A 26,169-nucleotide genomic window follows, 5' to 3' on the forward strand; every position below is an offset into this window, starting at 1 on the left:
TGCACGGGGCAGGCGCAAGCCCGCTCGCAATGACGCGGAGGAGCGAGCGACGGCTCTACTTCGCAATCTTGCTCCACAACCAGCGCGCCACGGCCTGCGGCGAGGACTCCGCATCGCTGCCCGACGCGCGCAGATTCGCCTGCTGCATCGTCGCGATGTCGATGCGGCCGAGCAGCGGGCGCAGTGCATCCTGCAGCGCGCGATCATCGGCGCGCTGCGGCGAGAGCAGCAGGATCGCGTCGTAGGGCGGGATGGCCTGCTTGGGATCGCCCAGCACGACGAGATCGTATTTGGCGATCAGCCCGTCGCTGGTGTAGCCGGCGATGACGTCGGCCTCGCCCGAGGCCACCGCAGCATACATGAAGTCAGGCTGCATCTGGCGCTGGGCGCGGAAGGTGAGCCCATAGGCATCCCGCAAGGCGGCCCATTCGGGGCGGGAGAAGAACTCGTAGTCGCCGGCGATCGACATCTCGCGCGTGTGGCGCGCGAGATCTTCGATCGAGCGGATGCCGAGCGCCTCGGCCTTCTTGCGCGGCATCACCAGCGCGTAGGCATTCTCGAAGCCGAGCTCGCCGAGCAGGGTGACCTTGTCCTTCGCAAGGTCCTGCTTCAGCGCCGCGAGCAGTGCGGCGCGCGGCAGTTGCTCCTTGTGGTGAAACTGGTTCGCCCATAGCGTGCCGGAATATTCGACATAGAGGTCGATGTCGCCGCTCTTGAGCGCACCATAGATGACGCTGGAGCCGAGCCCGGCGCGCGTGGCCGCCGATAGTCCCGCCGCCTGCATCCGGTCGCTGATCAGGGCCGAGAGCACATATTGTTCGGTGAAGGTTTTTGCACCGATGACGTAGCGCGCCGAGCTGCCGGCCAGCGAAGGCAGCAGACTGAGGCCGACCATCAGCGCGATGGTCGCGGTCCCCAGCCCGACGCGAACGCGGCTGCGCCTGCGCAAGCCGTGCTCGATCAGCGCCAGCAACTGGTCGACAACGAGCGCCAGCACGGCGGCGGCGACGCAGCCGAACACGACCAGCACCCAGTTCTGGGTCTGCAGTCCGGCAAAGATGTAGTTGCCGAGCGAGGTCTGGCCGATCGGCGTCGATAACGTCGCGGTGCCGATCACCCAGACCGCGGCAGTGCGGATGCCGGCCATGATCACCGGCAGCGCCAGCGGCAGCTCGACCATCCTCAGCGTCTGGTGCTCGGTCATGCCGACGCCCTTGGCGGCCTCGATCAGGCCGGCATCGACGCCGTTGAGCCCGGTGATGGTGTTGCGCAGCACCGGCAGCATCGAATACAGCGCCAGCGCCAGCACCGCCGGCAGGAAGCCGAACGCCGAGAACGACAGCCCGAACCAGCGCACGCTCAGCGCGGCGAGCGCCAGCAGCAGCGGATAGAACAGCGCGAGCAGCGCCAGTCCGGGGACCGTCTGCACGACACTGGCGAGTCCCAGAAGAAGATTGCGCAGCGCGGGGCGGTTGCGGGCGACGAGCGCGAGTGGAAAGCTGACGATCAGGCCCAGCGCCAGCGCAGCGATGCTGACGCGCAGATGGCTGCCGAGATAGTCGGCGAGATGCGACAGCGCCTCGGCAAAGCGCGGATCGGAGAGCAGGCTCATGTGCTGCTCTCGGGCAGCAGGGCTGCGAGCCGCGCGGCCTGCCGGCGCGGCGTCGTCAGCAGCTCCGTGACGTACGGCTCGCGGCTGGCGGCAAGCTCCGCGGGCGTGCCGACCTCGATGAGCCGACCGCCGCGCATCACGGCGACGCGGTCGGCCAGCAGCAGCGCCTCGGTGATGTCGTGCGTGATCATCACGGTGGTCAGTGCGAGCTGGTCATGCAGCGCGCGATAGTCTTGACCGAGCGTATCGCGCGTCAGTGGATCGAGCGCGCCAAACGGCTCGTCCATCAGCACGATGCGCGGCCGCGCGGCGAGCGCGCGGGCAACCCCGACGCGCTGGCGCTGACCTCCGGAGAGCTCGTCCGGCAGGCGGTCGCGATGCGCCGTGCGGTCGAGCTGGACGAGGTCGAGCAGCTCGTCGACCCGCGAGGCGATCTCGTGGGTCGGCGTGCCCAGCAGCCTGGGGGTGATGCCGATGTTGGCGGCAACCGTCATGTGTGGAAACAGCGCGCCGTTCTGGAAGACATTGCCGATGCGGCGGCGCAGGCTGACCGGTTCGAGATGGCCGATATCCTCGCCGGCGATGCGGATCGTGCCGCTGTCCGGCGCGATCAGCCGGTTGGTCAGCCGCAGCAGAGTGGTCTTGCCGGAGCCGGAGCCGCCGACGATGGCCAGGAACTCGCCCTCGGCGATATCGAGCGAGACGTCGCCCACCGCCGTCACGGCGCCCGTGGTGCCGGGGAAGCTCTTGCGGACGTTGCCATAGGTGATGAGGGGCGTGCGCGGCATGCGGCCTTTCGGGGCGGGGGGCCTCGGCTCGGACTGACCTAGCACGTCCGGGCGGTGCGTTGAACTTCACCGCGCAAGCGGCTAAGCCGTCCCGGCCATTTTCGGGGAGGAACTTGGACGTGACGCAGTCAACGGCCGCCGCGGTTTCGCTGGACGGGACCACGGTCGCATTCCGTCTCGCCGGCGGGCGCACCTATACCGCCGTGGAGACCGCCGATCTCGCCGTCGCCGACGGTGAGTTCGTCGCCATCGTCGGGCCGACCGGCTGCGGCAAGTCCACGCTTCTCAACGTCGCCGCCGGGCTGCTGAAGCCGGCCGCAGGCCACGTGCACATCTTCGGCCAGCCGCTGGCCGGCCTCAATCGCGACGCCGGCTATCTGTTCCAGGCCGATGCGCTGTTCCCGTGGAAGACGGCGCTGGAGAACGTCGCCATCGGGCTCGAGGTCGCCGGCACGCCGTCGGCCGAGGCCACGGCCAAGGCGCAGCAATGGCTGACCTCGGTCGGCCTCGGCGCGTTCGGCAACCGCTATCCGCACATGCTGTCGGGCGGTCAGCGCAAGCGTGTCGGCCTCGCCCAGGTGCTGATCCGCAATCCCCGCATCATCCTGATGGACGAGCCGTTCGGCCCGCTCGACGCGCAGACCCGGCAGATCATGGGCAATCTGCTGCTCGACCTCTGGAACGCCGATCGCAAGGCGGTGCTGTTCGTCACGCATGATCTCGAGGAGGCGATCGCACTCGCCGACCGCGTCGTCATCATGTCGGCAGGCCCTGCCTCGCGCATCATCGGTGACTGGCGCGTGACCCTGCCGCGCCCGCGCGACATCTTCGAGGTGCGCATGAAGCACGAGTTCCACGAGCTTCATCGCGAGATCTGGCAGACGCTGAAGGCCGAGGTCGAGAAGACCTACAAGCAGGCGGAGGCGGTGTGATGTCGCGTCTCGGCCTGCTCGCGCTGCAATTGCTCGTCGCCGTGGTCGCGATCGCGTTGTGGCAGTTCCTTGCCACCGTGCCGGTGTTCGGCCGCGTCCTGCTGCCGCCGTTCTTCTTCTCCAACCCCGTCGACGTGTTTGCCCAGGTCGTCAAATGGTTCGCGACCGGTTCGATCTGGAAGCATCTCGCGATCACGCTGTGGGAGTCGATCCTGGCGTTCGCGATCGGCTCGCTCGGCGGCGTGCTGGTCGGCTTCTGGTTCGCGCGCAAGCCGCTGGTCGCCGCCGTGTTCGATCCCTACGTCAAGATGGCCAACGCGCTGCCGCGCGTGGTGCTGGCGCCGATCTTCACGCTGTGGCTGGGTTTGGGGATCTGGTCGAAGGTCGCGCTCGGCGTCACGCTCGTCTTCTTCATCGTGTTCTTCAACGTCTATCAGGGCGTGAAGGAGGTCTCGCCGGTGGTGCGCGACAACGCGCGCATGCTGGGGATGAGCGAGCGGCAGCTGATGCGCCACGTCTACTGGCCCAGCGCGCTGTCCTGGATGTTCTCCTCGCTGCACACTTCCGTCGGCTTCGCCGTGGTCGGTGCCGTCGTCGGCGAGTATCTCGGCTCGGCAGCCGGCCTCGGCTATCTCATCCAGCAGGCCGAAGGCATCTTCGACGTCGCCGGCGTGTTCGCCGGCATGTTCGTGCTGTCGGCGTTCGTGATCCTGATCGACATCTGCGTCACGCTGGTGGAGCGCAGGCTGCTGGTGTGGCGGCCTGATGCGGCGGATGGGCGATGAGGGGCGCGGTGCTCCCACATCCTCCGCCGTCGTCCCGGCGAACGCCGGGACCCATACCGCGTGATATCGCGGTTGGAAAAGACGGGGCGTCCCGTGTGCCCCAAACCACTCCCTGGGGTTATGGGTCCCGGCGTTCGCCGGGACGACGGCGGTGGGTGGCGCGGCCTTCTAAAGCCACATCAACACGCCTAATCTGACCAACGACAGAACGGAGGAAACACATGAACAAGATCATCGGCCGGGTCACCGGTGCGCTGCTGGCGCTTTCGCTGAGCACCGGTTTCGCCTCGGCTGCCACCAAGGTGACGATCGCGGTCGGCGGCGGCGCCTGCCTGTGCTATCTGCCGACGGTGCTGGCCAAGCAGCTCGGCGAATATGAGAAGGCCGGGCTCGACGTCGAGCTGGTCGACCTCAAGGGCGGCTCGGATGCGCTGAAGGCCGTGCTCGGCGGCAGCGCCGATGTCGTGTCCGGCTATTTCGATCACTGCGTCAATCTCGCGGCCAAGAAGCAGGAGATGCAGTCCTTCGTCGTGTACGACCGCTATCCCGGTCTCGTGCTGGTCGTGGCACCGTCGCACAACAAGGAGATCGGCTCGATCAAGGATCTTGCCGGCAAGAAGGTCGGCGTCAGCGCGCCGGGCTCCTCGACCGACTTCTTCCTGAAGTACATGCTGAAGAAGAACGGCGTCGATCCCACCTCGACCGCCGTGATCGGCGTCGGCCTCGGCGCCACCGCGGTGGCGGCGATGGAGCAGGGCCAGATCGACGCGGCCGTGATGCTCGACCCCTCGGTCACCGTGCTGCAGGGCAAGCATCCGGACCTCAAGATCCTCAGCGACACCCGCACCCAGCACGACACGCTGGAGGTGTTCGGCGGCGAATATCCCGGCGGCGCGCTGTATTCGACCGTGGCCTGGATCTCCGGCCACGAGAAGGAGGCGCAGGCCCTGACCAACGCCATCGTGGCGACGCTGGGTTGGATCCATTCGCATACGCCGGAGGAGATCATGGCGAAAATGCCGGAGGAACTGGTCGGCAAGGACAAGGCGCTCTATCTCGCGGCGCTGAAGAACACGATCCCGATGTACTCGCAGACCGGCAAGATGGACCCGAAGGGCGCCGACGCCGTGCTCGCGGTGTTCTCGACCGGCTCGCCCGACGTCGCCAAGGCCAATATCGACGTCAGCAAGACCTTCACCAACAAGTTCGTCGAGCAGGCCAAGGGCGTAAAATAAGAGGATGACCGACGTCGTCATCCACCGCGTCACCGCGCTCGATCTCAAGGTCGAGCCGTGGGACTGGCCGTTCGCGCAAGCGCGCCGCGACGAGATCGCGGCGCATTTCGCCGAGCGGCAGCGCGAGAAGCCCGGCCTGTGGAACGGACGCATCCTGCTCGGGCGTGATGCTCGCTTCCACAACGGCCAGTTCTCGGCGAGCTATTTCGAGACCGATTTCGCCAGCCTGCTGGCCTGGCGCGACTGGGGCTTTCCCGACCGCACCGCCTTCAACGGCTTCGGCATGGGCGCGCTGCGCGCGGCCGACGGCGCCTTCGTGCTCGGCGAGATGGGCGCGCACACGGCCAATGCGGGGCGGCTGTATTTTCCGGCGGGCACGCCGGATCTCGCCGATGTCGATGGCGGCACGCTCGATCTCGCCGCCAATGTCGCGCGCGAGGTCGAGGAGGAGACCGGGCTCACGCCGGCGGACTATCGCGCGTCGTCGCACTGGGACTGCGTCGTGACCGGCGCGTCGATCGCGATGATGCGCGTGCTCGATGCGCCCGAGACCGGCGATGTCCTGCAACGCCGGATCGAGGCCAACCTCGCGGCGCAGGACGAGCCGGAACTCTCGGCGATCCAGCTCGTTCGAAGCCGGGACGATCTGACGGCGGCGATGCCGCGCTTCGTCACCGCCTTCCTCGAAACGCAGTTCAACGCCGGAGAGACGTCCCGATGAGCAAGACAGCGCGCCCGCTTGCCCGTGAGCTGGATCCGTTCATCTCGCCGTTCCGGATCGATGGCGGCCACAAGTTTCACCTCAAGTCGCACAAGACGAAGGTGAAGGGCGGCCTCGACAAGGAAGAGGGCGAGGCGATCATCGAGGAGAACCGCAAGCGGCTCGCCGACTTCCAGGAGAAGCTCTACGCCCAGGACCGCTGGTCGGTGCTGGTGCTGCTGCAGGGCATGGACGCCTCAGGCAAGGACAGCGCCATCAAGAGCATCTTCGAGGGCGTCAATCCGCAGGGCTGCGAGGTGACCTCGTTCAAGCAGCCGACCTCCAAGGAGCTCGACCACGACTTCATGTGGCGCAGCGCCATCGCGCTGCCGGAGCGTGGCCGCATCGGCATCTTCAACCGCTCCTACTACGAGGAATGCCTGGTCACCCGCGTGCATCCGGAGATCCTCAAGGCCGAGAAGCTGCCGCCGAGGCTCGTCACCAAGACCATCTGGCGCGAGCGCTTCGAGGACATCTCCGCCTTCGAGCGCTACCTCACGCGCAACGGCACCGTGATCCTGAAGTTCTTCCTCAACATCTCCAAGGAGGAGCAGCGCGAGCGCTTCCTCGACCGGCTGGAGCAGCCTGCGAAGAACTGGAAGTTCTCGATGGGCGACGTCACCGAGCGCGCCAAGTGGCAGCGCTACCAGGCGGTCTATCAGGACATCGTCCGGCACACCTCGACGCCGTTTGCGCCGTGGTACGTCGTGCCCGCCGACCACAAATGGTTTGCGCGCGTCGTGATCGGCTCGACCATCGTCGCCGCGCTCGAAAGCCTCGATCTGCATTTCCCGCGCGTCGATCGCGCCTCGCTCGACGAGTTCAAGGCGGTGCGCAAGGCGCTGGAGAACGAGGGCAAGGGCGGGAAGAAGGGCTGAGGGGGAGGGCGGGCTGAAGCGAGAAGCGCACTCGTTCGTCATTCCGGGGCGCGCGCAGCGCGAGCCCGGAATCCATAACCCCGATCGCCTGCGAGGAGGCAAGATGCCCGCAACAGCGAGTTCGGCACCAACGACCGCGTGTGGCTATGGATTCCGGGCTCGCGCTGCGCGCGCCCCGGAATGACGGAGGAGAAGGCGGCTCAAATCAGTTGGAGGCGAGCATGAGGGATCATGCTCAGCCGCTCGCTCCCGCAACCTCACCTCACGCCGCGCCCGCCCGTCGCGTGTCATCCACCTGCAGGAACCGCTGCGTGAAATCCGCCGCCGGCATCGGCTTGCCGAAATGATAGCCCTGGCCGTGCTCGCAGCCGAGGCGCAGCAGGAATTCCGCCGTCGCCGCGTTCTCGATGCCTTCGGCGATCACCGAGAGCCCGAGCTGCTTGCTGAGGCTCACCGTCGAGCCGACGATGGCGGCGTCGTCGGCCTGGGTCAGCACGTCGCGCACGAAGGAGCGGTCGATCTTCAGGCCGTCGAGCGGGAACTTCTTGAGATAGCTGAGGCTCGCATAGCCGGTGCCGAAATCGTCGAACACCAGGCTGACGCCGAGTGCCTGCAGCCGGTTGAACGTCTGCAGCACGCCCGGCTCGTCGTGCAGCAGGATGTCCTCGGTGACCTCGAGCTCCAGCAGACGCGGCGACAGGCCGGTCACGGTGAGCAGCTTGCTGACGGAGGCCGCGAGGTCGCCGGACTGGAACTGCGACGGCGACAGGTTGACGCCGACGCGGATCTCATGGCCGGCGAGCTGCCATGCGCGCGCCTGCCGGCAGGCGGTCGTCATGACCCAGGTCGCGACGGCCTCGGAGAGCGGCGAGGTGTTGACGACGGGAATGAAATCGCCTGGCGGCACGAGCCCGCGCGTCGGATGGCGCCACCGGATCAGCGCCTCGGCGCCGATGACTCGGCCGCTCAGCAGGTCGACCTGCGGCTGGTAGAACAGCTCGAATTCGTCTCGTTCGACCGCCAGCGCAAGCTCGGCCTCGAGCGTCAGCCGCTGCTCGATCTCGCGGCGAATCGCGCTCTCGAAGATCACGTGACTGCCACGCGCGTCGGTCTTGGCCCGGCACAAAGCGAGGTGGGCGTTGCTGAGCAGCTCGTCTGCCGTGTGCCCGCCCTCGGGATGCACCGCGACGCCGAGGCTGACCTTGACGCGCTGCTGACGTCCGCCTGCTTCCAGCGGCGCCTCGAACAGGTGTGACAGATGCTCGGCCAGCTCGGCCACGGTGCCGCCGATGGCCGAGCAGGGAATGGCCACGGCGAACTCGTCGCCGCTGAGCCGGGCGACGCGGCCCATGCTGCCGATCTCACCGCGGAGCCGCTCGGCCGCCGCCCGCAGGACACGGTCGCCGAAGCTGTGGCCGAGCATGTCGTTGATGTGCTGGAAGGCATCGAGCCCGATCACCAGCAGCACCACGCGGTCGGAGGCGGCATCCGCGGCCGCGATCATGCCGGCAAGTTCGGCCTGCAACGTGTTGCGGTTGATCAGCGCCGTCAGAGTATCGTACTCGGCGAGATAGCGGATGCGCGCGGCCTCGCGCTTGCGCACCGAGATGTCGCGCAGGATCACGCCATATTGCAGGCCATCGGCGCCCTGCCAGGCTGAGAAGCTGGCTTCGACCGGAAACACCTCGCCATCCTTGCGGCGGCCGTCGAACTCGACCGTCGCGCCGCCGGGCAGCAAGGTTGCAGGCAGTGCGGCCTCCTGTTGCGGGAACAGCTCGCCGGTCTCGCTGCCGTCGGCGCGCAGGCGTGCGAAGGGCTGGCCGATGATCTCGTCGGGGCCGTAGCCGAAGATCGCGACCGCGCCCGGATTCCACACCGTGATCCGCTTGTCCTGATCGGTGCATACCAGCCCGTCGCCGATCGACATCGCGATCCGCTCGAAGCGGCTCTCCGCCACGTGCCGCAGCAGACCGCGAAAGTCGATCTCGTCGAGGGCCGTCGTTGCGAGATAGGCGACCAGCGCGATCTGCAACAGTGAGGTGTCGAACGTCAGCGCGTAGCGCGCGTGCAGCAGCACGGCGACGGCCTCGATGCCGATGCTGATCATTGCGATCAGCAGGGCGCGCCGCGCCGCCGAGAGATGGCGCCAGCTCAACAGCATGGTCATCACGATCAGCAGCAGGCCAGCCACGGTCGCCGTCATCGATGTCGACAGCAGGGTGCGATGCTGAATGATGGATTCGGCCGCCAACGCCTGCAGCACGACGCCTGGCAGCACGCGGCCGTTGGGGACGCTGTAATAGTCGCCGAGCTCGATCGCGGTCGCGCCGACGATCACCCGCTTGTCCTTGAGCTTCGCCAGCGCCGATTCGTCGCCACGGAGCACGTCGACATACGACACCTTGGGCAGCGACGACGGATCGATGCCGTAGTCGACCAGGAAGGACGTATCCGTGGTCGCGTTGCTGCCGGCGAGAAAGGCGCCCATCGACTGCAGGAAGGTTTTGTCGTCGCGGTCCCCGAAGGCGTAGCTTCGGACGCGGCCGTCGCGCGCGACCTCGATGTTGACGAGCGCCGTCCATGCCAGCTGCTCGAACTGCGTCAACGGCCGGTTGACGTGAATGCCGGCCTCTTTTCCCGTCGTATTGAGCTGCTTGAAGATCGGCAGCACGACCGAGCTCTTGGCGTTCTGCAGCGCCGCCGCGAAAGCCTGATCGGACGCCGCGTCGGACGGCGCGCTGAAATCCACGTCGAAGGCGACGTCGCGCGCGCCGGCGCGCTGCAGCTGTTCCAGCAGGCGGGCGTGGGCGGTGCGCGGCCAAGGCCAGACGCCGATGGCCTCGAGCGAGCGCGGATCGATCGCGACCACCGCGATCTCGCCGCTGGCGGGACGGCTGTCGAGGCGGAAACGCAGGTCGACGAGTGTATGGCTCAGCAGCTCGTAGCAGCCGGACAGGCCGACCGTCAGCAGCGTCACCACCACCAGAATATGCGGCATGAACCGCCTGAACATGCCCCCTCCCGAATATCCGCGCGCCAGGCCTATGCCCGCGTTCGCGATCCCAAACTCAATCTGCCCTCGCCCGCAGTGTCGTCAGCCGCCCCGCAGTCGCGTCGTGGACCGATGCGTGACGTCGCGCTCGAAACGGTCCCATCAATCCTTGCCGTGGCCATAGGCATAGGCGTTGCCGCGGCCGCTGTTGCCATGGCCGCTGTTGCCATTGCCGCTATTGCCATTGCCGCCATTGCCGCTGTTGCCGCTGTTGCCGCTGTTCCCGTGACCGCTGTTCCCGTTACCGCTGTTGCCATTCCCGCTGTTGTTGCTGCTGCCGTTCCCGTTGTTGCCGTTCCCGTTGCCGCCGTTGCCATTGCTGGCGGCATTGGCGCTGGCGGAGCCGCTCGGCGAGCCGACTGCCGCAGTGACAGCGGCTGCCACGGGGGAATCTCCCGACGTGCCGCTCGCCGCTGTGCTGCTGGTCGAATTGCCGCTGCCGCCTCTGGCATCGCTCCAGGCGGTGCTGCGTCCGCCGCCGCCGGCGGAATGCGTGCCGTGGGCGAGGCCGCGTGTGGCCTTCTGGATGTTGAGATTGACCTCGCCGATCGAGCTCGAGATCCGCACGACGTTCGGACGTGCGCCGACGGCGGTGGTGGCGGAGCGTTGCGGTGACGGCGTCGATGCGCCCGGACGGATCGCCGGGCCGTTGCTGTTCAGCGCGTGGATCACGCTCCCCTTGGCCTCGCGCGGCGCATGCAGGCCATCGCGCGGCACCGGAACCCGATCGATCGTCGGCGCGCGGGGGCGCCCCTGCTCGATCGGGCTGAAGCTGCCGGCGCCGGACAGGCTGAGACCGGATCGGCCGGTGTTGGAGGTCGTGGCGGCCTGGCCGGGCATGACCTGCGCGATCTGGCCGGTCTTGAAGTCGGACACTTGCACCTGGCCGCGGCTGACCTCGACCTTGGTGCTGCGGCCGGAGATGGTGACGCTGAACTGCGTCCCCTTCACCACGGCGGCCAGATAGGGTGTTTCGACCTCGAAATGCTGCACGTTGCGCTTCTCGACATCGAGCAGGATCGAGCCGGCGCGCTGCAGGATGGTCGTCGCCATGCCGTCCCTGGCCGCCGTCGGCAGGCCGACCTCCGAGTTCGGCGCGATCACCATCGTCTCGGCGCCGCGCGTCAGGCGCACGCGCCCGGTCGGACCGGTGCGGATCGTATCGCCGGGCTTCAGCGCGTCGTCCGGGCCGAGCGACACCTGGGATGCGCCAGGGCTCGTGACCCAGACATCGCCCGACGACTTGTTCACCAGCCATGGATCGCCGTCGGCTGCGCTTGCAGCAGGCGTCGCGCCGATGAGGCACGCGATCAGTCCCGGTATCAGGAAGCGCTTGGATGGCATGGCGGCGAGCTCGCGTCGTGGATGGCCCTTGAAACTAATCGAAATGTTTCAAGAGACCCTTAGGAGTTGCGGCTCGGTTTTCTTCACGCATTTACACTTCATTGACCTTAACAAACTAAGAACGAGGCATGCGTGCTCGTCGTGTCGAGGGAAAGGAAAGTCCTGCGGACCGGCGTGCCGGTATGCCCGCACGGCACGCTCTGCTCGGGTTCCGCGGAACCGCCCTCGTCACGTCGGTCTGTTTGTCCGCCGTCTGGGTTGCCGGCGCCGCTCAGGCACAGCAGGTCAGCCAGCCGAGCTTCGATCCGCGTCAGACCGAGCGGGTGTTCGACGAGCAGTCGCGCCCCGCGCAGCCGGCACCGCCACGGCCGCGCGCGCCGCAATTCGAGACGCAGAAGAGCGCGGGGGACCGCAAGCCTTTGTTCACCCTGCGCGGCGTGATGCTGACGGGGGCCTCGGCGCTGCCGGCCGATCAGCTCGCGGCGGCCTATCAACCCTATCTTGGCAAACCGGTGTCGCAGGCCGACCTCGCCGACATCGCGGCTGCGGTCAGCGACCAGTACCGCGCCGCAGGATTCCATCTCAGCCGTGCGATCGTGCCCGCGCAGGACATCAGCGGCGGCCGGGTGCGGATCCAGGTCATCGAGGGCAGCATCACCGACGTCAGCCTGAAAGGGGAGGGGGCGGAGGAGTTCGGCATCCGCCCGATGCTCGCGCCCGTGCTGGCCGAGCATCCGTCGCGCCTTGCGACGCTCGAGCGGCAGCTGCTGCTGATCAACAGCCGCGGCGGCATCCGCCTCGCCGATTCCGCGCTGGAGGAGATCGGCGGCACCACCGGCCGCTTCCGCCTCGTGCTCGATCTCAAGACCTGGCACGTCTATGGCTTTGCCGGTGTCGACAATCTCGGCTCATCCACCGTCGGCCCATGGCAGAGCTACGCCACCGCCGCGTTCAATTCCTACCTGTTGCCGGGCGATACGCTCACTGCCAACCTGTCGACGACCCCCGGCGATCCGCGCCAGCTCGCGTTCGGGCGGCTGTCCTATGACGTGCCGGTCGGCATTGATGGCGCTCACATCGGCGCGTCCGCGCTGTACAGCGAGGTGCGGCCGGGCGACAGGAGGCGGCTCTTCAACGACAACACGGTGACGGAGACGTTCGAGCTGCGCAGCGGCATCGCACCGGTCCAGTCGCAGCGCGCGACGTTGAACCTGACGCTCGCGGCGGCGTTCAGCAACGTCACCGAGCGCGACGTGTTCGGCATCTGGTATCGCGACCGGATCCGGACGCTGACCCTCACGGCGGACTATCGCTGGAAGGATGATGTCGGTGGCGACAATTACCTGACGCTGGCCTACCGGCAGGGTCTCAACGCCTTCGGCGCGACCGCGGCCGACGATCCCCTGGCCTCGCGCAACGGAGCGTCGCCGAGCTTCTCGGTCGTCAACGGCTGGTTCGCACGCTACCAGACGCTGTCGGAGGCATGGTCGCTGAAGATTGCCGGCGCCGGCCAGCTCGCCTCGGGGCGGCTGTATAATTCGCAGCAATTCTATCTCGGCGGCCTGTCCTACGGCCGCGGCTATGGCAGCGCCGAGATCAGCGGCGACAATGGCGTCGCCGGCACCTTCGAGGTTCGCTTCGAGCAGAAGCCGGACTGGGCCTATCTCAAGAGCTATCAGCTCTACAGCTTCTTCGACGCCGGGCTCGCCTGGAATGACGGCTTCCGTCCGTCGGATGGCGTGGCGTTGACCTCGGCGGGAGCCGGCGTGCGCTTCACCTTCCCGAACGACTGGCGCGCCGATCTCGGCGTCGCCGTCCCGCTCGGCTATCGCGCCCCGGACAACACGACGCGCAGCGCACGCCTGCTGCTGACGCTGTCGAGCGTGCTGAAGCTGTGCCCACAGCACGGGCAGGGGCCCTGCATCTGAAATTTCGTGCCGGTTGGGCCTGGGAAACGGACATTCCCGCAGCGCGGCCGTGAGGGCCGGCATGGGCCGATAGCGGGCTATTCCCTGGTTGAAATCTCCTGACCATCTGCACAAAATTGGCGGTGCGGCATGTTATACATGGCTTAGCGCAGTGCTATGGTGGGAATGTCATTTGAAGGGGCGAACTCGCAAGGTCATCATCGGTATATTTGCGCTTACCGTGGCGGCATTTGCTGTTTGGACCTACTGGATCTGGTCTTTCATGGAAGACTTCGCGAGGTGCCGTAACGTGGTGCTTAGCTCGACCCTCTCGCCGGATAGCACCAAAGCAGTGTTTGTCTTTCGGCAAGAGTGCAACGCCACCGTGCCCGACTCAACATGGGCGAGCGTCGCGACGGCGGACGGCTCGTTTGTACCTAACCGCAATACTGCATTCCTCGGCGTTATCGGGGGAGCCGAAGTGCTGTCTAGCTGGCATGGGAATGACGTCATTGAAGTCGCGTTGATGCCCGGAGGAGGACCGTTCCTGAGACAGGAAGAGCGGGCTGGTGTGATTAGGATCAACTACAAATGATGGCCAAGAAATGTCCGCTTCGGGTCAAAGTCGGCCTTGCGGCCGTGCAATGGCTCGCTTCGGTTGAACCCCGAAGGCGGACATCCCCAGTGCAGGCCGGTAGGTCCGACATGGGCCAGAAGCAGAACCAAGCAAACCAGACAGAGACTTGAGCGCAACAACAAAAATTTTCAGGGCCGCTCGGTGCTGGATCAGGCGTGCTATACTGTTGGGGTAAAGGCGATGCGCAGCCAAAGTAGGTGCGATTTCGATGGAAGCCTTGGCGTACGTGGTCATATGGTTTGAGCTGTTTCTTCTGACGCCCCTCCTGCCGTTCATGGTCTCATCCATGCTGGCGCTTGCCATGCCGGGCTGGCGCTCGTTGTCAATCGTTGTGGGGTTAGCGGCGGTTGCCAGCGCCTTCTTTGTCTACACGTGGTGGTTCGACACTTGGACATTGTCAATTTTCACTGTCCGCGAAGGCTATAAAAACTATCTGGCCCTACTGCCCGTCGTGTTCGGACTGGTTGGCGGCGCGGCGCTAAGAGCGTATCAGCTCAAGAATAAATTACCCCGTCTTGGGTGGTATTCCGTTGGATTTGTATTAGCCGGCCTCTTTGTTCATCCGGATCCATATTTTAGCTTGTATCAGGGTGGTTGACGTGTCTTTGCCTCAACGCACGTCGTAGCTCTGTTGACGCAATTGGCGCGGGCAGCAGACTTGTATGGGCAAGACGGTGACTTCTCCTCCGGGTCAAAAGCCGCCTTTTGGCGGTCCGACGGCTTACTTCTGGTTGAGCCTGAGAGGCGGACGTTCGCAGCGCTGACCGGATGGTCGGGGATGATGGGCCAGGAGGAGACATTCAGGTGCAGGGGCCGGATATTGCGGCCTTCATTCGTGTCGCCAGACCTTCACGGCTGAGATCACCAAGATGGCTGCGAGACCCGGCAGCAGAACTGCATTTGGTACGATACCGAGGAGCAAGCCGCCAGCGAACGTGCCGATCACTGATCCTGCGGCCATAGCAAGCATGAACGGCCAATTGGCGTGCAGCACTGCAAAACTCTGGTCGCGGCTGTAGCGTGCAAAGCCCACCAGGATTGTCGGAAGGCTCACTGCGAGCGAAAGACTGCCGGCCAGCTTCACGTCGGCAGCGAACATCAGGATGAGAGTCGGGATAAGAAACTCGCCTCCGGCCACGCCGAGTAGTGACGCCACGACGCCAATAACGAAGCCTGCGACGACGCCCGCGACAACCAAGTACACGCCGGTCAGAGGCGGTACGCTTCCTGCTTCGGTATCGTGCGCGAGCAGCAGCACGCCAGCTATCACGACAAGCAATGCGGCAATGATCTTGTAGAGCGTCTCTGATTTGAGGCGCGTCGCCCAAGCAGCGCCCGCATATGCGCCAACAAGGCTACCCGCAAGCAAGTTGACGATGATGGGCCAGTGCGCGCCAATTTCGTCAAAAGGCACGGTGCGAGCCCGGAATGGCAGTGCGGTCGCCACCACGACCAAGCTCGTCGCCTTGTTCAGGATCACGGCTTCAAGACCGCGAAATTTGAACAGGCTGATGAGCAGAGGCAGCCGAAATTCTGCGCCACCAAGGCCGATAAGACCGCCCAATGTACCAATGGCGACGCCGGTGCCGAAAGCGGCGGGGTTGCTTCTCATGGGATCACGATAGATCAGGCGCAAAACTGCGCCAACGATACTTGCCCGTGATCCGTCACGGCGGAGAGTTTCACACCTGCTTACGGCAGGGCGTGGGGCCAGCACAAATCCTAGCCCAGGATTTCGGCCAATCACAAGCCGCGAATGTCAGCTTCGGGTCGGGAGCGGCCGATCGGTCCCGCGACCGCTTGCGTCCGGCCGAGGCCCAGAAGCCGGCATTGCCCCGCAGGCCAGCAGGTCCGAGGCGGATGACAGGTCGCCGCGCCGAAGAGGCTGGCATCGCGGCGGCGGCGTCCCAGATAGCTGCCGACTTGTGCATGGTACGAGTCGATGCAGTCGGACAACAGCGCGCTGCGCGCTCCACCAGTTTCATTTTCGCCGACGGCAGATGCGATCCAGCCTGCCCGTGCGGCCGATCAAAAATCTCCGTGCCGAAACACTGGATCCCTCGGCCGGCGCGATGCGCCGACCTTCTCCCAACGAGGCGAGCTGAAACGAGACTGCGGATCTAGACCGGCTTGCCCTGACCGTGGAACAGCCGGCCCTTCTCGGTGATCAGCACGATCACCAGCGCGCTCGCCGTGCAGGCAAGGAAGCCGGTCGCGAACGGCAGCGGCGTGCCGTCAAAGGCCTGGCCGACGACGGCGCCGGCGGCCATGCCGAGCAGGGTCGTGATCGAGCCGTACAGCGAGGAGGCGGTGCCGGCATTGGCGCGCTGCGGCTCCATCGCGAGCGCGGTGAAGTTCGCGAACATCAGGCCGAACGAGAACATCATGCCCGCCGACAGGGTCATGAACAGCCAGAGCGGCAGCAGGCCCAGCATCGCAGCGCTGAAACAGACCAGCGCGATGACGACGGCGCCGACCAACGCGCCATGCGAGATCATGCGCATGCCGAGCCGGCCGACCAGACGGGCGTTGAGAAAGCCGGCGATCGCGATGGTCACCGCGATGGCCGCAAAGGCCAGCGGGAAATAGTGACCGAGCCCGTAGAATCCGGTGAACAGCTGCTGCGACGACAGCACGTAGCCGAGCACGGCGCCGAAAATGCCGCTGGCGGCGAGCGCATAGCCGAGCGTCTGCCGGTTGGTCAGCGTGGCACGGAAGGCGTCGCTGATCGCGGCGACCGAAAACGGCTTGCGCTCGTTCTCCGGCAGCGTCTCAGGCAGCCGGAAGATCGTCCACAGCAGCGCGACGATGCCGTACACGGTCAGCACGACGAAGATGCCGCGCCACTGCGTCAGCAGCATCACCGCCTGGCCGAACGCCGGCGCAACCACGGGAATGGCGATGAACACCATCATCGCCAGCGACACCACGCTCGCCATGCGGCGGCCGGCGTAGCAGTCGCGCACGATCGAGGTCGCGATCACGCGGGTCGCAGCCGTGCCGAGCCCTTCCAGCGCGCGCGCCAGCAGCAGCGTCTCGAACGAAGGCGCAGCGATCGCCAGCAGGCTGGCGATCACGTACAGCACCATGCCGCCGACCAGCACCGGGCGGCGGCCGAAGCTGTCGGACAGCGGCCCGATCGCGAACTGGCCGAAGCCGAAGCCGATCACGAACGCCGACAGCACCATCTGCACGCGGTTGGCGCTGCCGATGTGGAAGGCCGAGCCGATGTCCGGCAGCGCCGGCAGCATCATGTCCATGGCGAGCGGGTTCAGCGCCATGATCGCCGCGATCACGATCACGAACTCGGTGAAGGCCATCGGCTGGTGGCGGACGATTTCGATGGTGTCGGCACTGGTATCAGCCAAGGCGCGGGCCTTCCATGGATGTCGGTCGAGCGGGGGAATAGCGTCGAGCATAGGTATCGGATTTGCTGCGACGCACAAGGCGCGTTTCGGAATGGCTGGTCAACGGCCCGGCTGGCGCGATTGTGACCGCGCGTGAGCTGGTGAAAATTGCGCCATTCCTTCGGCGATGGTAACGCGCGTGTGATCGACCGGCGGATCCGCACGCGCATGAAGACCTACAAGATCGTCGTCTATGTCCCCGCAGCGAATGGCGAGGCCGTGCGCCGCGCCATGGGCGAGGCCGGTGCCGGGCGCATCGGCAATTACGATTACTGTTCGTTTACCATGACCGGCACCGGCCGCTTCCGGCCGCTCGCCGGCGCCAATCCGACCATCGGTGCAGTCGGCCGGCTCGAGACCGTCGCGGAGGAGCGCATCGAGACCGTGTGTGCCGAGGACCGGCTGCGGCCGGCACTCGCGGCGATCCGTGCCGCACACCCGTACGAGGAGCCGGCGATCGACGTCTATCGAATCGAGCTGGTGGACTAGCATGCCCGTCCTTCGCCTCGTTGCTGCGACGCTGGTCGCCTCGCTGATGGCGCTATCGCCCCCTGCGGCGGTGGCCCAGGACAGCGCGCCCGCCGAGCAGATCTCGGCCTTCCGCCTCACGCACGGCGAGGGCCGGGTCACCCGCGATGCCACGCTCGACCGCATCGCGATGGAGCAGGCGCGGGCGATGGCCGACAAGGACGACCTCAGCCACGAGGTGCTCGGTCCCTTTACCCGGCGCGTCGCACCGTCCAAGGCCGGCCGCGCCGCCGAGAACATCGCCTATGGCTACGACAATTTCGACAAGACGCTCGGGCAGTGGATCAACTCGGCCGGCCATCGCAAGAACCTCTTGCTGCCCAAGGCGACCAAGGTCGGCATCGCCAGCGCGAAGAACGCCAGCGGCAAGCGCACCTACTGGGCGATGGTGATCGCCGGCGACTACGATGCCGACAGGCCGAAGGGCCATCCGAAGAGCAAGGGCAAGCCGGTCGTCGCGCAGGCCAAATCCGAGACGAAACCCGGGACGAAGTCTGCGACGCGCTGGGGCGCCAAGCCGCCGGCCTCCTCGTCAAAGGAGTGTCATCTCAACATCAAGGTGATCGGCCTTTGCATCTGACGCCCCGATCTCAGCGCGGCTGCTTCTTCAGGTGCAGATAGCCGGGATCGAACTCGCCGATCGCGCAGAGGCGCTGCCAGTTGGAGACGGTCAGCATGCCGCTGCGGAAATCGACGGCGCGGCTGGCGCGCAGCTCGACCAGGGTGCGATTGACGGTGGCGATCGCCATCCCCAGGGCTTCGCCGAGCTGGACCAGGCTGACCGGCAGCTCCAGCTGCTCGTCGCGAACGAGCCCGAGCGCGCGGGCGCGATAGAACAGCTCGCAGAACAGATGCGCCATGCGCGCCGGCTTGCCGCGCGCGCTGTTGTTGGTGATGGCCTCGCGGAAGATCGCCGCATCGATCAGGGTCTCGCGCCAGATCGCAAAGCCCAGCGCCGGGCGCCGGGTGATGGCGCGCGTCAGCTCCTTGTGCGCAACACCGGCCACCAGGGCCGGGCCGATCGCGCAGACGGCGTGGTCCATGCGGTCCAGGAACAGCGCCTGGGCGTCCGGCCAGTCGCCCGACATGTGGAACGAGAGATATTGCCGCTGGCCGCCGGGCAGCAGATGATAGCGCGTCACCCAGCCCGATATCACGACGACGGATTGGTCGGGCTCGTCACCTTGCCGGATCAGGTCCTCATGGTCCGCCAGCTCGTGCAGCACGAAGCTCAGATTCCTCACCTCGGCGATGTCGTCTGCCGACAGCCGGGAATGCTCCTTGAGCTTGTTGACGACGATCTTGTCTGCTTCCATGGGAAATCGGGCCCGTTGATCCTCTCGCGTATCAAATGAGATGGTGCGGCTCGCAGTTCCTACTAAAGTGTTGGTATCAGGGGATGCGGAAGCGAGTTGCCGGTCGCCGCATCGGGAGAACAGCCGTGCCCCACATCGCGTTCCTCTACCGGCTCCGCCGCCTGTTCGGCGGCTCGGGTCCACATATCGAGACCATCGCCGCGGCGCTGACCGAGGGACGCCTCAAGCAGCCCGCGCATCCGATGTCGGATCAGGAGCTGTCGCAGGCGATCCGCGAATTCCAGAGCCTGCCGCCGACCGAGGACAGCCTGAAGAAACTCGCGCGGCGGCTCGGCGACGTCGGCCACGATTAAACCGGCTGCCGATCCGGTGTTTCCCCGGAGGAACCCGGCTTGGCAACGCTGGTCGACTCGCGCATCAATGGGGGATGCTCGAGCTTCTCACCCGCCACTGGGTTGCCGCTGCCGGTTTCATGGCCGCAGCGCTGCTGGTGCTGGTGCCGCTGCTGGCGGCCGACTGGCCGCTCGCGCTGCTGCTGATCTTCCTGCATTCGCCGGGCTATATGATCCACCAGGTCGAGGAGCACACCGGCGATCGCTTCCGAAGCTTCGTCAACACCGTGATGTTCGGCGGCCGCGAGGCGCTGACCACGGTCGACGTGCTCTGGGTCAATTGCGGCGCGGTCTGGGGCATCGATCTGATCGCGCTCTACGTCGCCTGGATCGCCGGCCCCGCCTGGGCGCTGGTCGCGCCATATCTGATGCTGGTCAACGCGCTCGGCCATATCGGCCCGGCGCTGCGCTTCCGCAGCTACAATCCCGGCCTCGTCACCGGCATCGTCCTGTTCATTCCGCTCGGGCTCGTGACCGTGCTGACGATTCCCGCGACGGCGGCGCAGCATGCGCTCGGCTTCGGCCTGTCGCTGCTGGTGCACGTCGTCATCGCCGTCAATGCCATCCGGCGCGCGTCGCATGCGCCCGCCGCGGCCTGAGCGACGGTCTATTCGCCCGGCACGAGCTGGACGGTCGGCGGCGGCGCTGGCCGCCGCAGCCTGCGCCGCGACAGATAGAGCAGCACGCCGGTGACGGCGAACAGCGGCATCAGCGCCGCGGCGAGCATGAAGAGAAGCTGGCCCGGCCAGCCGAGGATGCTGCCGCGATGGATGTCGAGGATGCGCGCGAGCACGCGCTCGCCAATGGTCTTGTCGGCGTAGCGCTCGGCCGAGATCAGCCGCCCCGTCGTCGCATCGATGCGGAATTCGTCGCGGCGTCCGTCGTGATCCTCGCTCGGCCAGGTGCGCACGCGCACCATCGTGGCGGCGCCTGCGGGCAGGGTGAGCTGCATCACGGCGAAGCGGTCGCCGACCTGCTCGCGCAAGGTGGCCCCCACTAGATCGAGCGCCAACGGCTTCGCCTGGGTGTCCGCCTCGCTTCGGCCGCGCGCCGCTTTGCCCGGCATCGGCGTTGCCGCCGGCGCGAGCAGCCATGTCAGCCCGTCTTTGTACCACGCATAGGAATAGGACAGGCCGGTCAGCGCCATCACCAGATAGACCGGCAGCAGCCACGTGCCGACGACGCTGTGCAGGGAGCGGTGCAGGCCGCGGCCGCTGAGTCCAAGCTGCGGCTTCAGCCACAGCTTTGCGCTGCCCGCGCGTTTTGGCCAGCGCAGCACGATGCCAGAGATCAGCAGCACGACGAGGCCGAGCACGGCGGCCCCGGTGATCTGGCGACCGGTGCCGTTGCCGTCGCCGGGCAGCAGCAGCCAGCGATGCAGGCGACGCACGGTTGCGAAGAACTCTTCGCCGCGGGGCACACCGAGCACGCGGCCATCATAGGGATCGACCAGCACAGAGGAGGGACGGCCGCCGTCCGTGTTGCGGGCAAAGCGGACGCGGACCGCCGCCGCGGAATCGCGCGACAGCGTGATCGCTGAGACCTTGCCGATATCCGGATCGGCCTGCAGCCGCGCGATGAGCGCGGCGGGGGCGAGCGGTGCCTCTGCGCGCGGCGCGACATGGGCCTGCGCGGCGTTGAGGCCGGCCTGGATCTCGTCCTCGAAGCTCATGATGGCGCCGGTGAGCCCCATCAGGCTGAGGATCAGCGCCGCCGCCAGTCCCACGATGGAGTGGAGTTGCAGCAGCGCCGGCTTGATGCGCAATGCCGTCATGCGGCGCCTCTCGTCTAGAACTTCACCGTCGCCGACAGCGACACCCGCCTGGCATCGCCGACCGCGACGTTCAGCACGCTCACCGCAGAGGGATAGTAGACGTTGTCGAACAGGTTCTTGACGTTGAGCTGGTAGATCACCGGCAGGCTCTGATGCACGGTCTCGTAGCTCGCGAAGACGTCGGCGACGACGTAGGACGGCAGCACGAAGCTGTTGGCGGCGTCGCCGGCGCGGTCGCCGACATAGCGCGCGCCGCCGCCGAGCCTGAGCTTGCCGGGCACGGCGGTGCCGAAATCGTAGACGAGATACAGCGAGGCGGTGTTGAGCGCGACGTTCTGCAGGCGGTTGCCGCGATAGGTCGGATCATCGGTGACCCGTGCGTCGGTGTAGCCGTAGCTGCCGATCATGCTCCAGGCGTCCGAGAGCTTGCCGGTGATGTCGACCTCGGCGCCGCGCGAGCGCACCTTGCCGGCGGTGGTGTATTCCACGACGTTGCTGGCGTTGGTCTGCGACACCAGCACGTTGCTCTTGTCGATGTCGTAGATCGCGACGGTGCCGGACAGCCGCTTGTCGAGATCGAACTTGAAGCCGGTCTCCCAGGCCGTGCCTTGCTCCGGCGCGATGTTGGAGCCGAGCACGACGCCGCCGGTGAGCGGCGCGATGGTCGAGTTCGGCTTCAGCGACTGCGTGTAGCTGGCATAGAGCGAGAATTGCTCGTTCAGCTTGAGGATGGCGCCACCGAGCGGCAGCACCTTGTCGGCGGCGACGTCGGTGTTGGCCTTGAACGGCCGGCCGCGGCCGGCGATCTGCTCATAGTCCATGTAGCGCACGCCGCCGACCAGCGCGAATTTATCGGTGAGATGCAGCGTGTCCTGCAGGAACAGCGAGTAGGTGCCGAGCTTGTCGGTCTGGTCGCTGTCGGTGGCCGAGATCGTCGTGCTCGGCTGGATCAGGCCGTAGACCGGATTGTAGACGTTGAACGCCAGCGAGGCCGGCACCGTCTGGCGTATCAGGTCCTGGCGATAGATCGTGCGATATTGCGCGTCGCCGCCGAACAGCACCTCGTTGCGCATCCCGCCGATCCAGAAGCCGCCCTGCACGTAGGAGGTGCCGTAGCTCACCCGGCTGAGCGAGCCCCAGGTGCCGTCATTGCTGCGGGTCTCCACGCCGTTCGCATCGATCTTGGTGATGCGCAGCTGGTTGGCGCTGAAGCTCTCGGTGTTGTAGCTGTAGGCGGCGTTGAGCTTCCAGTCCTCGTTGAGCTTCTGCTCGACCGAGGCCTGCACCAGGTCGGATTGTCCCCACATGTTGTTGAACGGCTCGTCGAGCCGCCGCGTCGCGGGGATCGCCAGCGGCGCGCCGTTGACGAAGGCGGTGCCGCGATCGAACGGGGTGATGAACTCGCGGTGCTCGTAGTTGAGCTGCACGGTCGTCGTGTCGCCGTACCAGGCGAGCGACGGCGCCACCAGCATCTCGCGATGGCGGCCGAAATTGCGCCAGTAGTCCTCGCTGACGCCATAGCCGATGAAGCGATAGGCGAGGCCGCCGTCGCCGATCGGGCCGGTGATGTCGAGCATGCCGTCGGCGCCGGTCCTGTTGTTGGCATAGGCCGAGCCTAGCAGCGTCACCGAGCCGTGCTGATACAGCTCGGGGCGCTTGCTGATGGTGTTGACGATGCCGCCGGGGTCCATGATCCCGTACAGCAGCGACGCCGGGCCCTTGAGCACCTCGACGCTCTCCACCGCCGCATTGAGGCTGCGGCCCTGCACCAGCGGCATGCCGTTGCGCATGATCGAGCCGTCGCGGTTGTCGCCGAAGCCGCGCCGCATCACGGCGTCCTGGGTGCCGGCGAGCGTGTTGGCCTGGGTGACGCCGCTGATATTGGCGAGCGCATCGTCGATGTTGCGCGGCAACTGGTCCTTCAAGACCTGCGAGGGCACGACGTTGACGGATTGCGCGGTGTCGAGCGGCGAGGCGCCCGTGCGCAAGGTTGTTGCGCTCGGCATCGCGCGGTAATTCAGCTTCGCGGCGTTGAGGACGACGGCTTCCGCGGCCGCGCGCTCGGCGCGGGTCGGCATCGGCGGCGGAACGCTCCGCCTTTGCTGTTCGACGCGGGCTTGGCGCTGCGATTGGCTGGCGGCGACCGCGGGCTTGCGCTTCTGCGTGGGCGCATCGACCGTCACCGCCGGCAGCGTGGTCTGGGCCTGCACGGGAGAGAAGCAGAGGAGGTCTGCTGTCAAGGTACTCGCGAGCGCAAGCGCGCCACACATGCCGGTTCTCACACGCGTATCGCGCCGGCCTTCAATATCCGTCATCGTTCACTGCACTTCCAGGCACTGCACTTCAAAGCCGCGCCATTCAAGGGGAATGGCCGGTTGACGTGAGGTCTAGCAATGTGATGCAGCGAAGAACACGGCGCGCGCGTTTGAATCCCTCTAAGTCATGAGGTGTTTCATTGTTCGAATTGGCGCGAAGCTGCGCCACCGGCGGCGTCTTTGCGACGTCGCGCGTATCGTGATCAGCGCGCGCTGCATGATCGTGCAGGCTGCGCATGCGATGAACAAACAGCGGCGTTTCATCGATCATCGCGGATGATGCGTTGCTTGTTTCATTTTCCGGAACGGGCAGGGAAGATGAAGTTGCGTGGTCGCTGCGTGGTGACGACGCGGTTCGGCCCGCCGGCCTAGTGCGCCGCAGCCAGCTCCAGCTCAGCCGGCTTGTTCGGGCCGACGAGCGGAATCTCGAGCGCGATGCGCGTGCCCTGCTGGACCTCGCTGTCGAGCTCGATGCGGCCGCCGAGCGTGGAGACGACGAGGTTGAAGGCGATGTGCAGGCCGAGGCCGGCATTGCCCTTCTCGCGGCGCGTGGTGAAGAACGGATCGAACACCCGGCCGCGCACGTGATCGGGCATGCCGACGCCTTTGTCGGCGCAGGTGATGCACACGGAGCGGTCCAGCGGCTGCGCGACCGCCACCGTGAACACGCCGCTCATGTCGCCGGGATAGGCATGCGTGGCCGCATTGAAGGCGAGAATGCTGATGACTTGTCCGAGCGCGCCGGGATAGCTGGTGAGCACGACGCCTTCTGGACAGGACAGCGCGAGCGTGAGGCCTTGGCGCGCCAGCAGCGGACGGAGCTTGGCGATGTGATCGGCCAGCCAGCTCTGCAGTTCGAACGTCTGCCGCGTTTCATTGGCCTGGTCGACGGCGACCTGCTTGAAGCTGTGGACCATCTCGGAGGCGCGGTGCAGGCTCTGCGTGGTCAGGTTGAGACCCTGCTGCAGCCGCGCGACGCCGCGCGCCAGATCGGAGCGCCGCACCGGACCGCCGCCGAGCATCTGGGCGATCGCCTCGACGTCATCTTCCATCGCGGTCGACGTCGTCAGCGCCAGCCCGAGCGGCGTCGAGACCTCATGGCCGACGCCGGCGACGAGCTGACCGAGCGAGGCGAGCTTCTCGGCCTGCACGAGATGCGCCTGCGTCGCATGCAGGTCGCGCAGCGACGCCTCGGAGCGTTCCTTCTCGCGCTGCAGCGCCTCGGCGGTGCGGAACTGCTTGCGCGCCTGGTATTCCCGCGCCCCGACCGCATAGAGCGAGAGCAGGCAGGCATTGCCGACCAGCGAATGATCGATGAAGCGCAGGCCCGGCGGCAGCGGCTCCGCGGCCAGGCTCTCGGCAATTGCCAGCGCGCCCCAGCTCGCGAGGCAGAACACCGCGTGGGCGCCGATGCGCAGCGGCAGCATCGTCGACACGAACAGGATGACGATGATCATGCCGGCGGCGGAGTAGGTGAAGCCCGAGGGCAGCACCCAGTAGATCGTCGGCAGCACGCAGCCGGGAATGACGCAAAAGACGAGTTGAATGGGTTCGGCCCATTTGCGCGCCGGGGTCGACAGCAGCGCCGTCAGCGGCAGCAGCACGAACAGCGCGGTGCCGCCGCGAATCTTGAGCGTCGTCGGCACGATCTCGGGGTAGAGCACGAAGTCCCACAGCGTGTAGCCGGCGAAGGTGAAGGCGCCGAGCAACATCGCGATCTGCGTCCAGGCGATGTTGCCATGGACGAAATGGTCCACGAACCGCCGCTCCTCGACGGCATCCTCGAAACGCAGCCCCAGGCGCTCCAGCAATCTCAACATTATGCCACCGCAATCGAAAACCGATCCCCCGCGGCGCGCGGGGCGCGGCGGGACGGCAGACATACACGAGATGAGCTGTTCGAGAAAACGACGGGAGATCGCATTCGCGGCTTGGAGCACGTAGAGCGTTACTAGAACGGTTCCAAATCTCGTTGCGCGGCATGGCGACGACGGCGCGGCGGCAGACACCGCTCGCGCCAAGTCCGAGCGCTCCTACTCGATCAGTGCCTGATAGATCAGATTGCGCAATAGCGAGCGATAATGCGGTGCCTGCGGCGGCGGCAGCTGCATCATCAGCACGACGATGAGCTTCTCCTCCGGGTCGACCCAGAACGCAGTGCCGTAGAGCCCGGTCCAATAGAATTCGCCGACTGATCCCGGCAGCGGGTTGCGCCCCGCATGTGTCCTGACGGCAAAGCCGAGACCGAAGCTCTGGCCGTCCTCCGGCGTCGGCGCGGTCGCCTGCGGGTGGAAGCCCAGCAAGGTGACTTGGCTGAACGCGATGCCCGGCGGCAGATGATCTGATGTCATGAAGGTGACGGTCTTTGCCGCGAGCAGGTGCTTGCCGTTCCATTCGCCGCGATTGAGCAGCATCTGCGCGAACTCGGCGTAGGGCGTGGACTCATAAGCCCTGGCCCAGAGGCGGGTTGAGCCGAGTGCGACTGCCGCGAGAAAGTTGCGAGCGAG

At 66.4% G+C, this 26,169-nt stretch carries 24 protein-coding genes; 12 read left to right on the forward strand and 12 right to left on the reverse strand.

The features are described 5' to 3' along the window. Positions 1–55: 55 nt before the first annotated feature. Both QXZ94_RS34235 and QXZ94_RS34240 read right to left on the reverse strand, forming a co-directional pair. Positions 56–1,612, reverse strand: coding sequence for an ABC transporter permease/substrate-binding protein (locus QXZ94_RS34235; RefSeq protein ID WP_315725937.1), 1,557 nt, complete (start codon positions 1,610–1,612; stop codon positions 56–58). Beyond that, a complete protein-coding gene (locus QXZ94_RS34240) occupies positions 1,609–2,400 on the reverse strand; it encodes an ATP-binding cassette domain-containing protein (RefSeq protein WP_315725939.1) in 792 nt (263 codons plus the stop codon). Before QXZ94_RS34240 ends, QXZ94_RS34235 begins: the two co-directional genes overlap by 4 nt. Before the next feature lie 119 nt (positions 2,401–2,519). On the opposite strand from QXZ94_RS34240, the gene QXZ94_RS34245 reads away from it, so the two are divergent. The 5 genes from QXZ94_RS34245 to QXZ94_RS34265 all read left to right on the forward strand — a co-directional run bounded on the left by QXZ94_RS34245 (position 2,520) and on the right by QXZ94_RS34265 (position 6,990). After that, positions 2,520–3,332, forward strand: coding sequence for an ABC transporter ATP-binding protein (locus QXZ94_RS34245; RefSeq protein ID WP_315725941.1), 813 nt, complete (start codon positions 2,520–2,522; stop codon positions 3,330–3,332). After that, positions 3,332–4,117, forward strand: coding sequence for an ABC transporter permease (locus QXZ94_RS34250; protein WP_315725943.1), 786 nt, complete (start codon positions 3,332–3,334; stop codon positions 4,115–4,117). Before QXZ94_RS34245 ends, QXZ94_RS34250 begins: the two co-directional genes overlap by 1 nt. A gap of 221 nt (positions 4,118–4,338) precedes the next feature. Beyond that, positions 4,339–5,352: an ABC transporter substrate-binding protein gene (locus tag QXZ94_RS34255; protein ID WP_315725945.1), complete on the forward strand. Its 1,014-nt coding sequence runs from the start codon at positions 4,339–4,341 to the stop codon at positions 5,350–5,352. Between the two features lie 4 nt (positions 5,353–5,356). Next, the gene (locus tag QXZ94_RS34260) at positions 5,357–6,073 is read left to right on the forward strand and encodes an NUDIX hydrolase (protein ID WP_315725947.1); all 717 of its coding nucleotides are present in this window, start codon (positions 5,357–5,359) and stop codon (positions 6,071–6,073) included. Further along, positions 6,070–6,990: a polyphosphate kinase 2 family protein gene (locus tag QXZ94_RS34265; protein WP_315725949.1), complete on the forward strand. Its 921-nt coding sequence runs from the start codon at positions 6,070–6,072 to the stop codon at positions 6,988–6,990. Before QXZ94_RS34260 ends, QXZ94_RS34265 begins: the two co-directional genes overlap by 4 nt. 262 nt (positions 6,991–7,252) lie before the next feature. Here QXZ94_RS34265 and QXZ94_RS34270 read toward each other — a convergent pair whose 3' ends face one another. After that, on the reverse strand, positions 7,253–10,003 hold the full coding sequence (locus QXZ94_RS34270; protein WP_315725951.1) for an EAL domain-containing protein: 2,751 nt from the start codon (positions 10,001–10,003) through the stop codon (positions 7,253–7,255). 141 nt (positions 10,004–10,144) lie between these two features. Continuing rightward, entirely contained in the window at positions 10,145–11,386 is a 1,242-nt protein-coding gene (locus tag QXZ94_RS34275) for a FecR family protein (RefSeq protein WP_315725953.1), read from the reverse strand. A gap of 182 nt (positions 11,387–11,568) precedes the next feature. Between QXZ94_RS34275 and QXZ94_RS34280 the strand changes: the two genes are divergently transcribed. From QXZ94_RS34280 to QXZ94_RS34290, 3 genes are all read left to right on the forward strand, one after another. Next, positions 11,569–13,314: a ShlB/FhaC/HecB family hemolysin secretion/activation protein gene (locus tag QXZ94_RS34280; RefSeq protein ID WP_315725955.1), complete on the forward strand. Its 1,746-nt coding sequence runs from the start codon at positions 11,569–11,571 to the stop codon at positions 13,312–13,314. Between the two features lie 172 nt (positions 13,315–13,486). Beyond that, positions 13,487–13,888 carry a hypothetical protein gene (locus tag QXZ94_RS34285; protein ID WP_315725957.1) on the forward strand — a complete coding sequence of 134 codons (402 nt, stop codon included), beginning with the start codon at positions 13,487–13,489 and terminating at the stop codon, positions 13,886–13,888. Positions 13,889–14,138: 250 nt separating this feature from the next. Continuing rightward, on the forward strand, positions 14,139–14,528 hold the full coding sequence (locus QXZ94_RS34290; protein ID WP_315725959.1) for a hypothetical protein: 390 nt from the start codon (positions 14,139–14,141) through the stop codon (positions 14,526–14,528). A gap of 231 nt (positions 14,529–14,759) precedes the next feature. On the opposite strand, the gene QXZ94_RS34295 is transcribed toward QXZ94_RS34290, so the two are convergent. Both QXZ94_RS34295 and QXZ94_RS34300 read right to left on the reverse strand, forming a co-directional pair. Further along, positions 14,760–15,542, reverse strand: coding sequence for a sulfite exporter TauE/SafE family protein (locus QXZ94_RS34295; RefSeq protein ID WP_172131767.1), 783 nt, complete (start codon positions 15,540–15,542; stop codon positions 14,760–14,762). A 508-nt stretch (positions 15,543–16,050) separates the two neighbouring features. Then, positions 16,051–17,349 (reverse strand): multidrug effflux MFS transporter, encoded by a 1,299-nt coding sequence (locus QXZ94_RS34300; protein WP_315725963.1) that lies wholly within the window; start codon positions 17,347–17,349, stop codon positions 16,051–16,053. 156 nt (positions 17,350–17,505) lie between these two features. Between QXZ94_RS34300 and QXZ94_RS34305 the strand changes: the two genes are divergently transcribed. Further along, positions 17,506–17,826 (forward strand): YqfO family protein, encoded by a 321-nt coding sequence (locus tag QXZ94_RS34305; protein WP_315725965.1) that lies wholly within the window; start codon positions 17,506–17,508, stop codon positions 17,824–17,826. 1 nt (position 17,827) lies between these two features. Continuing rightward, positions 17,828–18,445 carry a CAP domain-containing protein gene (locus tag QXZ94_RS34310; protein ID WP_315725967.1) on the forward strand — a complete coding sequence of 206 codons (618 nt, stop codon included), beginning with the start codon at positions 17,828–17,830 and terminating at the stop codon, positions 18,443–18,445. A 10-nt stretch (positions 18,446–18,455) separates the two neighbouring features. Here the strand turns inward: QXZ94_RS34310 and QXZ94_RS34315 are convergent, their stop codons facing one another. Beyond that, positions 18,456–19,181 carry a Crp/Fnr family transcriptional regulator gene (locus tag QXZ94_RS34315; protein ID WP_315725969.1) on the reverse strand — a complete coding sequence of 242 codons (726 nt, stop codon included), beginning with the start codon at positions 19,179–19,181 and terminating at the stop codon, positions 18,456–18,458. A 125-nt stretch (positions 19,182–19,306) separates the two neighbouring features. Here QXZ94_RS34315 and QXZ94_RS34320 point away from each other — a divergent pair, with 125 nt between their 5' ends. Beyond that, positions 19,307–19,534 carry a hypothetical protein gene (locus QXZ94_RS34320; protein WP_315725971.1) on the forward strand — a complete coding sequence of 76 codons (228 nt, stop codon included), beginning with the start codon at positions 19,307–19,309 and terminating at the stop codon, positions 19,532–19,534. 74 nt (positions 19,535–19,608) lie between these two features. Then, a complete protein-coding gene (locus tag QXZ94_RS34325) occupies positions 19,609–20,172 on the forward strand; it encodes an HXXEE domain-containing protein (protein ID WP_315725973.1) in 564 nt (187 codons plus the stop codon). An 8-nt stretch (positions 20,173–20,180) separates the two neighbouring features. Here QXZ94_RS34325 and QXZ94_RS34330 read toward each other — a convergent pair whose 3' ends face one another. The 5 genes from QXZ94_RS34330 to QXZ94_RS34350 form a co-directional block, all read right to left on the reverse strand. Then, positions 20,181–21,347 (reverse strand): PepSY-associated TM helix domain-containing protein, encoded by a 1,167-nt coding sequence (locus tag QXZ94_RS34330; RefSeq protein WP_315725975.1) that lies wholly within the window; start codon positions 21,345–21,347, stop codon positions 20,181–20,183. Positions 21,348–21,361: 14 nt separating this feature from the next. After that, complete coding sequence (locus tag QXZ94_RS34335) at positions 21,362–23,662, reverse strand: TonB-dependent siderophore receptor (RefSeq protein WP_409998785.1); 2,301 nt, start codon at positions 23,660–23,662, stop codon at positions 21,362–21,364. A gap of 43 nt (positions 23,663–23,705) precedes the next feature. After that, positions 23,706–23,933 carry a hypothetical protein gene (locus QXZ94_RS34340; RefSeq protein ID WP_315725979.1) on the reverse strand — a complete coding sequence of 76 codons (228 nt, stop codon included), beginning with the start codon at positions 23,931–23,933 and terminating at the stop codon, positions 23,706–23,708. Positions 23,934–24,030: 97 nt separating this feature from the next. After that, complete coding sequence (locus QXZ94_RS34345; RefSeq protein ID WP_315725981.1) at positions 24,031–25,482, reverse strand: HAMP domain-containing sensor histidine kinase; 1,452 nt, start codon at positions 25,480–25,482, stop codon at positions 24,031–24,033. Positions 25,483–25,695: 213 nt separating this feature from the next. Continuing rightward, positions 25,696–26,169, reverse strand: a 474-nt coding sequence (locus QXZ94_RS34350; RefSeq protein ID WP_315725983.1) for a serine hydrolase, incomplete at its 5' end; no start/stop codon positions are given.

This window comes from Bradyrhizobium sp. SZCCHNS2022 (assembly GCF_032377575.1).
In the GTDB taxonomy this organism is placed as follows: Bacteria; Pseudomonadota; Alphaproteobacteria; order Rhizobiales; family Xanthobacteraceae; genus Bradyrhizobium; species Bradyrhizobium aeschynomenes.